Origin of the sequence: Phytoactinopolyspora halophila (assembly GCF_003287285.1) — a bacterium.
GTDB classification, from domain to species: Bacteria; Actinomycetota; Actinomycetes; order Jiangellales; family Jiangellaceae; genus Phytoactinopolyspora_A; species Phytoactinopolyspora_A halophila.
This window is the reverse complement of sequence record NZ_QMIG01000050.1, coordinates 1-11562: the sequence shown is the minus strand read 5'-3', so window position 1 is coordinate 11562 and position 11562 is coordinate 1. Positions and strand designations below refer to the sequence as shown.

Sequence of the window (11562 nt, the reverse complement as noted above, 5' to 3'; positions counted from 1 at the left end):
TGATCATCGAGTTTGTCACCGCGAGATCGAGGTTGGGGACGTGAGATGATCGGCGACATCGATCTGCACCTCATCGGCGAGGGTCGGCACGAGCGCCTGTGGGATGTCCTCGGCGCGCACGTCGACACCGTCGACGGAACGGCAGGCACCACCTTCGCCGTCTGGGCACCCAACGCGCACGAGGTGCGCGTCGCGGGCGATTTCAACCACTGGGACGGGATCACGACGCCGCTGGCACCCGTCGGCGGAGGCGTGTGGTGGGGATTCGTCCCAGGTATCGGCGACGGCACGCTGTACAAATACCACATCCTGGGCGCCGACAACGTGTGGCGGGAGAAGGCGGACCCCATGGCGCGGCGCACCGAGGTGCCGCCGGCGCAAGCGTCCGTGGTCCACGAGTCGCATCACTCATGGAACGACGACGAGTGGATGGCCGCCCGGCACGACCACACCGCACATGACACTCCGATGTCGATCTACGAGGTCCATCTCGGGTCGTGGCGCCGCGACCGCTCCTACCGCGACCTCGCCGACGAGCTCACGACCTACGTTTCCGAGCTCGGGTTCACCCACGTCGAGTTCCTGCCGGTCGCCGAACATCCCTTCGGTGGTTCCTGGGGCTATCAGGTGACCTCGTACTACGCCCCGACGGCGCGGTTCGGCACCCCGGACGATTTCAAGTATCTCGTGGACCGGCTGCACCAGGCCGGCATCGGCGTCATCGTCGACTGGGTTCCGGCGCACTTCCCGAAAGACAGCTGGGCACTGGCATCGTTCGACGGCACGCCGCTGTACGAACACCCCGACCCGCGCCGCGGCGAACAGCCCGACTGGGGCACCTACGTCTTCGACTTCGGCCGGCCCCAGGTGCGTAACTTCCTCGTCGCCAACGCCGTGTTCTGGCTGTCCGAATACCACGTGGACGGCCTGCGGGTGGACGCCGTGGCCTCGATGCTCTACCTCGACTACTCGCGCGAGGACGGGAACTGGTTGCCGAACGTGCACGGCGGGCGCGAGAACCTCGAGGCGATCTCGTTCCTGCAGGAAACCAACGCGACCGCCTACAAGTCGGTGCCCGGAATCGTCACGATCGCCGAAGAGTCCACCTCATGGCCCGGTGTCAGCAAGCCCACCCATCTGGGCGGTCTCGGCTTCGGGCTGAAGTGGAACATGGGCTGGATGCACGACAGCCTCGACTACCTCTCGCACGATCCCATTCACCGGCAGTTCCACCACCACCAGATGACGTTCTCGATGATGTACGCCTTCAGCGAGAACTACGTCTTACCCCTGTCGCATGACGAAGTGGTCCACGGCAAGGGCTCGCTGCTGCGCAAGATGCCCGGGGACCGCTGGCGGCAGCTGGCCACCCTGCGGGCGTTCTACGCGTACATGTGGGCGCACCCGGGCAAACAGCTACTGTTCATGGGCGGTGAGTTCGGCCAGGAATCGGAGTGGGCCGAGTCCCGCGAACTCGACTGGTGGCTGCTCGACTCCCCCGACCACGCCGGGCTGCAACGGCTGGTCGGCGACCTCAACCGGGTCTATCGGGACATGCCGGCACTGTGGTCGTACGACACCGACCCGGCGGGTTTTCGGTGGATCGACGCCAACGACGCGCCCGGCAACGTCTTCTCGTTCCTGCGTTACGGCTCGGATGGCTCGGTCCTGGCCTGCGTCACCAACTTCTCTCCCGTCCCGCACGAGGGTTACCGTCTCGGGCTCCCCTACACCGGCGGGTGGGACGAACTCGTCAACACCGATGCCGAGGTGTACACCGGTTCCGGCGTCGGCAACTGGGGCCGCGTGCAAGCCGTGGATGAACCCTGGCATGGCCATCCGGCCTCCACCACGTTGCGGCTCCCTCCGCTGGGCACGCTCTGGCTTCGCCCCACGCCAACCACAGCACAAGCACATACCGGCTCACCCCACGCTGGCGGAGCTTGGTGATCGGTGTGGAGTTTCCGCACCTGGTGCGGGGAGAAACGGCCACTATAGCGACCCGAACGCCACGCGCGGCGCGCGGAAACTCCACACCGAACAACCTGGAGACGTCAGGCGCCGGCAACCAGCCGGGTGCGACCGGCGCGAACCGCCGCCTCGATCTGTGCCAGGACGGCCACGGGTTCGGCACGCAGCCGTCGTGGAGATACCGGCACGACCGTCCAGCCCAGCGCCGCGTACGCGGCTCTACGCCGTTCCGTTGCCTCCACCCTGTCACCGAACCGGTGCCACTGGGCAGAGTCGATCTCGACCACGACCCGCGCATCGGGCCAGCACGCGTCGGGAATCAGCGTCCTTCCACCGGTGTCCGGAAGGGGTACGTTCCACAGCGGTTCGCCAAGCTCGGATGACATGGCGATAGCGTCGCGCAGCTCGCACTCCGGAGCGGAGCGGCATCCTACGACAACGTCGTCCAGCGCGCGCCTGGCCACCTGGGAACCCGGCCAGCGCGCGGACCGGAGCTCATCGGTGATCTGGGCGGGCGTGGCCATGGCCTTCTGTACCGCTTCACACAGCAGTGCACGAGCCGCACGCAACGACACGTCTGCAGGACAGGCGTCCACCACGGCGCGTTCCGGAGCCGCCACGGGGATTTCCTTGATCACGCGACGTTCTGGCATCCGCCGCGTCCGCTGAACACGAACGAACGGCGAGGCGCCGCGGTGCACGTACTCGGGCACGAGAATCACCGGCTGGGCGCCGTGCGGGACGTACTCGAGCCCGTACGCACGGCACGCTTCCGCGCCCGTGACCATCGCTTCCGGGCCCGCGTAGAGCAATGCGGCGCGGAGCCGGTGCCGCAGCTGAAGTGGTCCCGTGAACGTGGCGTAGATGCCACGTCCGACTCGCTGCCACGATCCCCCGGTTCTGCTCGCATGCTTGAGCGCCGACTCGGTCATACCTGCGGCGAGTATCTGGGCCCGGGTGACGATGCCATCCTGGGCATCGGCCAGAGCGATCACCTCGCTCGGAATCATCATGCCGGTAAGCCTGGCCGAGATGGTCACGGCGCAGAAGGCCGCTCCGGCAAACTGTGGACCGGATGATCCTCGTCATCAGGCATGTGGATGACCGGAGTCCAAATTCCTCACTCTGGCACGACCGGCCACGGTGTTCGGTGTGGAGTTCCGCACCTCGCGCGGAGAGAACCGGTCGCTATAGCGACCTGAACGCCACACGCGGCGCGCGGAAACTCCACACCGAACAAACCTGATCAGCCGTCGCGGTCGATGGTGATGACCGGCGAGTCCCACGTCTCGACGTGGTCCGGGTTATCCGGGTCACCCATCGGCTTGAGCACGCTCAACCGCAGGACGTACTCACCGTCGGGCACGTCCACCGACATGCCGCGACGTCCCACTGGCCGGGTGCCGTCCCATACGTACGCGTCGAACGCGGCAGGCCCGGAGCTCCGGCCCAGGTGATCCAGCGACAGGACGGTGTTGTAACGGCCCGCGAACGGCGGTCCCGCCGAGCCGTCCGGGCGGGCGCGGAACAGCTCCAGCTTCAGGTTCTCGGCCGGGTACTCCCGGTTCACGAGAATGGCCGGCATGTCGTCGGGCCCGGTCATGTCGAACGTCGCGCCATCGGGCAGCAGCTCGTACTCGGCGTCCTTGGTGCAGTCCAGCCCGACGAAGCGATCACACGCCGTCACCCCGGCGAGCTCCGGCAGGTCAGCACCCGCGTCGGCGAGGACGGTGACGTCCTGGTACTCGCCGACCATGCCGGCGAACGGCACCCGCAGCGGATCGCCGTCCTCCGGTGTAAGTACCAGATACCCGCCGTACTGGCCGTGCTCGGGGCCTTCGGGAGCCGTGACCGTCACCTCCAGCTCCGCCGTCTCCCCGGCCGGCACGGTGAGCGTGTCCGCACCGAAGTCGACCGACGAGCCACCGAGGAAGAACCCGGGAACGAACACGTCCGCCGTGGTGATCGCATCCGTGTGGGAGAGCTCGTAGGTCACGTCGGATTCGCCGTCGTTTCGGATGTCGAGGGTCTCGGTGACCGGGCCGCCGGCGCTGTCGCCCAGCGAAAGCTTGCCGGGAGCTATGGAGACCTCGCCCTGGATGGCGGTGTCGATGCCCAGCATGCCCGCGCCCTGCCGGTGCACCGGTTCGATGTAGCCCTCGTCTGGCACCAGCGACCAGTCCGCCGGTGTGGCGTAGTTCTGCAGCAGGTCACGAACCTGTGCCGGGTCGAGATCGGGCCGCGCTTCCAGCAGCAACGCCACCGCGCCCGCCACGTGCGGCCCGGACATCGACGTCCCGGAGAGCACCGCGTAGGTGTCCTGTTCCAGCGGGTATGTCGAGCGGATGAGCCCGCCTGGCGCGCCGATGTCCGGCTTGAGCTGGAGATCGGCGGTCATGCCGTACGAGCTGAACGACGAGATCAGCCCACCCGTCGGGTTCTCGACGACGAGGGTCTCGTCGGTCCACGTCAGGGTGGTTCCATCGCCGGCGATACGGCTGTCGAGCTCGTGCCCCTCGGCCTGGCCGATGGCCACGACGGGGATCTCCACCGGAGGGTCGTCCGCCGACGGAGGCTGCACCGTCGGCGAGAAGCTTCCCGGGACGTTGTTGTACATCACGACGGCCTCGGCGCCCGCGTTCTGCGCGTTGATCGCCTTCTCGTAGAAGAAGCACTCGCCGCGGCGGATCAGTGCGGCCGTTCCGGTCAGGTCCGGCAGCTCACCCGCGGTGTCGCACGCGTCGTCGTCCACCTCCGGTGTGCCGGTGCGCGACATCGGCAGGCTGCCCTCTTCGGGCGGCTCCGGAGCACCCGTGGCGGCGCCGTAAGGGATGGCTTCGTCGTCGGGCGACACGGTGAACGTGCGGGCCGAGAAGTGCGTGTTGTCGAACGACGCGACACCGATCACGTCCTCCCCGACGCCGGGGGCGCCGGCCGACCAGGTGCCCGCAGCGCCACTGTTGCCGATCGACGCCACGACCACCACACCCTCGTCGGCCAGCGCGTCGCTGGCCGCCGCCGTCGGGTATTGCGGCCACGTCGTGAACGCGGCGCCCAGGCTCATGTTGACCACATCCATCCCGTCGGCATGGGCCCGTTCCAGCGCCGCCAGGATGATGTCCGACGTCGTCGACCCCTCGCAGCCGAACACGCGGTACGCGCCCAGCTCCGCGCCCGGCGCGACACCGATGACGCCGGCCTCGTCGGCCTGCGGATCACCGTCGGCACCGACGATGCCGGCCACGTGGGTACCGTGACCCTGGCAGTCGTCCGGATCGTCATCGGGCTGGGGTTCGGGCTGGTAGGCCGGGGACGACGGATCGGCGTTGAAGTCGTCACCGACGAAATCGTATCCGTGCGGGACACGCTCGCTGGGGAAGTCGGTGCCGCCGTCGGCTCCCGCCCCACCGAAGTCCGGGTGATCGTAATCGATGCCGGTGTCGATGACACCGACGCGCAGGCCCGAACCGTCGAAACCGAGTTCACTTTGAACCACGTCGGCACCGGTCATGCTCAGCGCCGACTCCAGGGCCGGCTCGGTCGCTTCCCGAGGCTCCGGTGCCTCCACGGGGACGACGGGATAGACCGCGGCGACCTCGTGAGATTCCCGGAGTCGTGCCATGTCGGTTTCCGAGGCGTCGACCGCGATCCCGTTCCACAGCCGCTCGTAGGTGTGCCGTACCTCCATGTCCACGCTGTAGTCGGTCGCATCGCTCATGAGGCGGTTGCGCTGCCGCTGGATCTGCCCGCGTTGCCCACCTTGCGCCGTGGGCTCCTCGGTCAGCTCGACAAACCAGGCACCGGTGGGCTCGTGGATGAGCTCGCCGTCGTCCGGTGCTAGCTCGGCGAAGTCCGAGGCCGAGCCAAGATAGCCGTCGCCGTCTGCCCGCTCGTCCGAGGCGGCCGCGGAGCCGGTGAATCCCAGCGGTGCCAGCAGCAACGCCAGTAGCCCGGATCCGGCGACGAGCCCGGTGCCGGGCCGCCGGATCCCGGCGCGCCGGCCCAGTCCGTGTGGTGGACGCGTCATACTCACTCCTTGTCGTCGATCGATGACGCGCGCCCGCAGGCGAAGATGGTTCGCCGAACAGACGCGTAGGCCGAAAAAATAGAGGGCAAACCGTGACAACGGAAGCCCTCTACACGTTTCCGGCGGTCACGAATGCATAACGGTACAGTGAGCCTGCGAGTCACGCATCCACACCGGGTCTATCTCAGAACAACGCGCTGGCCAGCGCCGTGCGCGCCCGGACCACCCGGGGGTCGGTCACACCGATGATTTCGAAGTACTCGACCAGACGGAGCCGCGCGCGCTCGCGCTCGTCCCCGCTCGTACGCCGCACGGTCTCGATGAGCCGATCGAATCCGTCGTCGACACGCCCCTGTGCCAGATCGAGATCTGCGGCCGCCAGCTGGGCGTCGACATCGGTCGGGTTCGCCTCGGCAGCGGCACGCGCCGACGCTTCGTCGATGCCCTGAGTACGCCGGAGCAGCTCCACACGGGCCAGCCCCGCCTTGGCATCGGCATCGCCCGGCGACTCGGCCAGCACCCGCTGGTACACCTCGGCCGCGGCGTCGAAATCGCCGGCGTTCAACGCCTCGTAGGCGGCATCGAAGCGAGTGTCGCCGGACTCGTCCTCACCACCCGATGCCTCATCGGCACCGGGAATCGGCTCGGCGCGTTCGGTGACGCCGTTCTGCGCGGCGACGTTGAGCAGCTCGTCGAGCACGCGGCGCGCGTCCGCCTCGCTCACGGCGCCCTGGAACAGCGGCACCACCTGGCCACGCAGCACACCCAGCACCGTCGGCAGGCTCTGGACCTGAGCCGACTGGACGATCCGCTGATTCGCATCGGCGTCGATCTTGGCCAGGACGAACCGGCCCTCGTATTCGGCTGCCAACCGCTCCAAGATGGGCGAGAGCTGCTTACAGGGTTGGCACCACTCCGCCCAGAAATCGATCACGACGGGCACGGACGCGGATCGGTTGACGACCTCCGCCTGGAACGTCTCCTCGGTGACGTCGACGACGAATCCGCCACGACCTCCGCCCGTCGATCTCTGCCCGGACGGCGCCTGGCCCTGCCCTCCGTTCCTCTTCAGCGACGACAGATCCACTGCACCGGGTCGGCTGAAACTCTTCGAGTTCATGCCCTTCATCCTTCCCGATACTTGATCGCGAGTGACAACGACCCCACGTCACGACCGGACGTCACCGCTCAGCGCCACCGATCGCCGGGGAGTAACGCCTCCCAGCCTACCCGGGGCCGAACCGGTCCGGAGGGGCGGTCAGCGAACGCAGCGGGACGAGCTGGTGAACGCAGCAGCACGAGAACCGTGCAGGTCGAGGAGCGGGATCGCGGTCAGAACCGGGCCGGTTCGCGGTAGCTTCCCCACTCGGTGCGCAACGCGTCACAGATCTCCCCGAGCGTCGCCTCGGCACGTACGGCGTCGAGCATGGCGGGGATCAGATTCTCGTCGGTGCGTGCCACCTCCACCATGGTGTCCAGCGCGGCACGCGCGGCGGCCTCGTCCCGCTGGGCGCGGCGTTCACCGAGGGCCTTGCGCTGCTGCTCCTCGATCTCATGCGAGACGCGGAGGATCTCCAGATCACCCGAGACGGTGTCCTGGTAGGCGTTGACGCCCACGATCTTCTTCTCGCCCTTCTCGAGCTTCTGCTGGTACTCGAAGGCAGAATCGGCGATCTCGGACATGAACCAGCCCTCCTCGATGCCGCGCAGGATGCCTGCCGTCATCGGCCCGTACTCGCGGTGCCATCGCGCGTCCTTTTCCCCGAGTTCTCTGATGCGCGCGAAGATCTTTTCGGCGTCGGCCTCCATCCGGTCGGTGAGGGCTTCGACGTACCAGGATCCGCCGAGCGGGTCAGCGACGTTCACCACGCCCGTCTCCTCGGCGAGGACCTGCTGGGTGCGCAGCGCGATCTCGGCGGCGTGTTCGGTCGGCAACGCGAGCACCTCGTCCAGCGCGTTGGTGTGCAGCGAGTTGGTCCCGCCGAGCACGGCCGCGAGGGCCTCGACCGAGGTGCGGACGACGTTGTTGTACGGCTGCTGGCCGGTCAGCGACACCCCGGCGGTCTGGGTGTGGAACCGCAACCACTGCGCCTTCTCCGACGTCGCGCCGTAGACGTCACGCATCCAGCGCGCCCAGATACGCCGCGCGGCGCGAAACTTCGCGATCTCTTCGAAAAAGTCGATGTGCGCGTCGAAGAAGAACGACAGGCCGGGCGCGAAGACGTCGACGTCGAGGCCGCGCGAGGTGCCGAGCTCGACATAGCCGAAGCCGTCGGCGAGAGTGAAGGCGAGCTCCTGCGCGGCCGTCGCGCCGGCCTCCCGGATGTGATACCCGGACACCGACAGCGGCTTGTACGCGGGGATGTTCGCGACGCAGTACTGCATCAGGTCCCCGATGAGGCGCAGGTGCGGCTCCGGGCCGAAGAGCCATTCCTTCTGCGCGATGTACTCCTTGAAGATGTCGGTCTGCAGGGTGCCGTTGAGGATGGACGGGTCCACGCCCTGACGCTCCGCGGCGACCACGTACATGCAGAAGATGGGCACCGCCGGCCCGCTGATGGTCATCGAGGTGGTGACATCGCCCAGGGGGATGCCGTCGAACAGCACGTCCATGTCGGATGCGGAGTCGACCGCCACCCCGCAGTGGCCGACCTCCCCGACGCTGCGTTCGTCGTCGGAATCGCGGCCCATGAGCGTGGGCATGTCGAAGGCGACCGACAGCCCGCCACCCCCGGAACGCAGGATCATCTTGTAGCGCTCGTTGGTCTGCTGGGCGTTGCCGAATCCGGCGAACTGGCGGATGGTCCACGTCCGGCCGCGGTAGCCGGTGGTGTACAACCCGCGGGTGTAGGGAAACTCGCCGGGCCACCCGATGCGCTCGAATCGGGGATCGTCGACGCCGGGTTCGGGGCCATAGACCGGATCGACCTCGACACCGGAAAGCGTCGTGAAGTCGGCGTCTCGTACCTTGCCTGCCTCGACGGCGGCCGCCATGCGTTCTTGCCAGCGACGCCGCCCGGCTTCGATCTCTTCTGCTTGCACGATTGCCTCCGGATGGGATCGCCACCAGATAGTAGGACGTCAAATTGTTGGACGTCCTACTAATTATGCCACTCTCCCATGATCATGAACACTTTCTGACCCACACAACGGGGTAAACGCACATGATCATGGGCTCGATGGCAGGATCGAACAGTGCACGTCACCGCCCGCGCCGACTACGCCGTCCGTGCCGCGATCGAGCTCGCCTCGCTGCGGCCTGCCTCGGCTACCCGGCAACGTCTCGCCGAGGCACAGCGCATTCCCGGCAAGTTCCTGGAGACGATCCTCGGTGATCTGCGCCGCGTCGGCATCATCGAGGCACAGCGCGGCGCCGCCGGGGGCTACCGGCTCGCCCGCGACCCGGCCACGCTCACCCTGGCCGAGATCGTCCGGGTGGCCGAAGGCCCGCTCGCGGCGGTGCGGGGGATGCCACCCGAGGACACGACCTACCCCGGATCGGCCGTGGCGCTGACCCAGGTCTGGGTAGCCGTACGGGCCAGCCTGCGAGACGTCCTCGAAGTCACCACCGTGGCCGACGTCCTCACCGGTGACCTTCCCCCGCAGGTCACGGCGCTGCTGGAGCGCCCGGACTCGTGGACTCGCCGCTAGCGCCGGCGTGATCCCCGGCCGGTCGCCGCAGCGTCCGGCCCAGCACGACGAGCACCAGACCGGCTGCCACCCACGCCGCCAGCACGAGGGCGGGACCTCCGGCCGCAGCACCGTCGAAGAACGCGGTGGAACGCAGCAGCGTCGCACCCGCACCCGCCGGCAGCATCTGTCCCAGGTCGGACCAACCGGCCGGGAGCATCTCCGGTGCGGAGGTCACCCCGGACAGCGGATTGCCCAGCAGGAGCATGACGAACGCGCCGATGCCGATGCCTGGCTGACCCAGGATCGCGTGCAGGCCGATCAGCGTCGTCGAGATGGCGGCCACGACCAGGGCAATCACACCCGCGTTGGCCCAGTAGCTCCCCTGCAGCGCGCCCAGCCAGCCCTGCACGACCAGGGTGGCGGTCAGCCCCGCCAACGGCGCCGCCACGAGAGCTCCAGCGACCCGCCGCCACACTCCGGCGACCCCGAACGACAACACGGTCCCGACCAGCATGCCGCCCATGACCATCGGAAACGCGGCGACCGAGAACACGGAACCTCGGGGATCGTCCTCCGGAACGGCGACGACGTCGTCCACAGCCAGCGTCGTGCCCCCGCTCTCCTGGGCGCTCTCCTGGGCAACCATCTGCCCCAGCACGTTTTCCAGTAGCCGAGCCACGGCGGGACCCGCCGCCGACGCGACGAGCAGCTCGGGTGGGCTCTCGGGGTCCAGCACGACCGCGCCGTAGACCTCGCGGTCGCGGATCAGCTCGCGGGCGGACTCGTCGTCGGGGACGGCCGTGACGTCGAAGGCCCCTGGCATGGCCGCGCCTGTTTCCGAGCTGAACTGCTGGACCGCCTCTGGAGGGCCGACCACCGCCAGCGGCAGGTCGCGTGGCTGGGTTTCGGATACCGGCCAGGCGAAGATGGTCACCAAGAAGCCCACCAGCAGGGACACGCCGAGGGCCGTACCGATGACCCTGCCCCACCCTGTCACGTCGCCGCGAGGGCTCGCCGGGCGCGACGGCTCGTGCCCGGCCGCGGCGTTCTCGGTGCCTCGCGTTCCGACGCGGTCCGATACCATCGTCTCCTCCTAAAACGAATGCTCGTTCGTTTATTTCACATAGGGCGAGCGATCGCAAGTCACAAGCAGCCTTATCTTGACATGCCCGAGTTAATAGACGACTCTAAAAGTCCGAATGCTCGTTTTATAATGCTGATGACCTCGTTATGGTGATGGCCATGCCCCGCGTATCCGAAGCCCACCTCAACGCCCGCCGCGATCAGATCCTCGAAGCCGCGTGGCGTTGCTTCGCCCGCAACGGCTTTCCCGGGACCTCGATGCAGGACATCTTCACCGAGTCCGGCCTCTCGGCCGGGGCGGTATACCGGTACTTTCCGAGCAAGCTCGAGCTCGTCAAGGCCACGACCGAGCACGTCAGCCAGATCGCCGACGACGCGTTCGACTCCGTCGTCCGCAGCGAGCCGATCCCCCCTCCCGACACCTGCGTGCGCCTCGTCGTCGATGCCCTCGGTCGCATCGATCAGCTCCAGGAGGCGGACCTCACCGGAGTCGCTCTTCACATGTGGTCCGAGGCGCTTCGCGAGCCGGCCATCGGTGCCGCGGTCGAGGCGGTCGGGATCAACGTCCGCCGCAGGTGGGCCGAGGTGGCCACGCGCTGGCAGGCAGCCGGCTACATCGCCGGCGACGCCGATCCCGACGACGTCGCCCGGCTGTTCTACGGAATCATGGCGGGATACATCATTCAGAAGTGCGTTATCGGCGACGCGACGCCCGATCAATACGTCGCCGGCCTCTCCGCCCTGCTGCCCGCTGATTTCTCCCGCTGATCATGAACATTAAGCGACCACATGGCAGGTTCAATCGGTGCTTGCAATGAGCAGCTGGTTGAGCCGCTGGGTTGGAGTCT

8 protein-coding genes are annotated in these 11562 nt (G+C 67.8%); 3 read left to right on the top strand and 5 right to left on the bottom strand.

All coding sequences use genetic code 11. The features are described from left to right. Window positions 1-45 precede the first annotated feature (45 nt). Window positions 46-1950, top strand: coding sequence for a 1,4-alpha-glucan branching protein GlgB (gene glgB, locus DPM12_RS22255; protein ID WP_112260543.1), 1905 nt, complete (start codon window positions 46-48; stop codon window positions 1948-1950). 104 nt (window positions 1951-2054) lie between these two features. On the opposite strand, the gene DPM12_RS22250 is transcribed toward glgB, so the two are convergent. The 4 genes from DPM12_RS22250 to icmA all read right to left on the bottom strand — a co-directional run bounded on the left by DPM12_RS22250 (window position 2055) and on the right by icmA (window position 9040). Continuing rightward, on the bottom strand, window positions 2055-2984 hold the full coding sequence (locus DPM12_RS22250; RefSeq protein ID WP_123788400.1) for a type IV toxin-antitoxin system AbiEi family antitoxin domain-containing protein: 930 nt from the start codon (window positions 2982-2984) through the stop codon (window positions 2055-2057). 233 nt (window positions 2985-3217) lie between these two features. Then, window positions 3218-5998, bottom strand: a complete 2781-nt coding sequence (locus DPM12_RS24195) for a S8 family serine peptidase (RefSeq protein ID WP_112260541.1) — start codon at window positions 5996-5998, stop codon at window positions 3218-3220. A 184-nt stretch (window positions 5999-6182) separates the two neighbouring features. Then, entirely contained in the window at window positions 6183-7118 is a 936-nt protein-coding gene (locus DPM12_RS22240; RefSeq protein WP_112260540.1) for a tetratricopeptide repeat protein, read from the bottom strand. 212 nt (window positions 7119-7330) lie between these two features. After that, window positions 7331-9040, bottom strand: a complete 1710-nt coding sequence (gene icmA / locus DPM12_RS22235; RefSeq protein ID WP_112260539.1) for a coenzyme B12-dependent isobutyryl-CoA mutase large subunit — start codon at window positions 9038-9040, stop codon at window positions 7331-7333. 153 nt (window positions 9041-9193) lie between these two features. On the opposite strand from icmA, the gene DPM12_RS22230 reads away from it, so the two are divergent. After that, complete coding sequence (locus tag DPM12_RS22230; protein WP_112260538.1) at window positions 9194-9649, top strand: RrF2 family transcriptional regulator; 456 nt, start codon at window positions 9194-9196, stop codon at window positions 9647-9649. Here DPM12_RS22230 and DPM12_RS22225 read toward each other — a convergent pair. Continuing rightward, the gene (locus tag DPM12_RS22225; protein ID WP_211659248.1) at window positions 9606-10715 is read right to left on the bottom strand and encodes an ABC transporter permease; all 1110 of its coding nucleotides are present in this window, start codon (window positions 10713-10715) and stop codon (window positions 9606-9608) included. The genes DPM12_RS22230 and DPM12_RS22225 overlap by 44 nt on opposite strands. A gap of 158 nt (window positions 10716-10873) precedes the next feature. On the opposite strand from DPM12_RS22225, the gene DPM12_RS22220 reads away from it, so the two are divergent. After that, a complete protein-coding gene (locus tag DPM12_RS22220; RefSeq protein WP_158543012.1) occupies window positions 10874-11482 on the top strand; it encodes a TetR/AcrR family transcriptional regulator in 609 nt (202 codons plus the stop codon). The last annotated feature ends 80 nt before the right edge of the window (window positions 11483-11562 follow it).

Coding starts and splice junctions, on each gene's coding strand:
- DPM12_RS22240 (WP_112260540.1), bottom strand. CDS start 7,118: ATGAACTCGAAGAGTTTCAGCCGACCCGGTGCAGTGGATCTGTCGTCG.
- DPM12_RS22220 (WP_158543012.1), top strand. CDS start 10,874: ATGCCCCGCGTATCCGAAGCCCACCTCAACGCCCGCCGCGATCAGATC.
- DPM12_RS24195 (WP_112260541.1), bottom strand. CDS start 5,998: ATGACGCGTCCACCACACGGACTGGGCCGGCGCGCCGGGATCCGGCGG.
- DPM12_RS22225 (WP_211659248.1), bottom strand. CDS start 10,715: ATGGTATCGGACCGCGTCGGAACGCGAGGCACCGAGAACGCCGCGGCC.
- glgB (WP_112260543.1), top strand. CDS start 46: ATGATCGGCGACATCGATCTGCACCTCATCGGCGAGGGTCGGCACGAG.
- DPM12_RS22250 (WP_123788400.1), bottom strand. CDS start 2,984: ATGATGATTCCGAGCGAGGTGATCGCTCTGGCCGATGCCCAGGATGGC.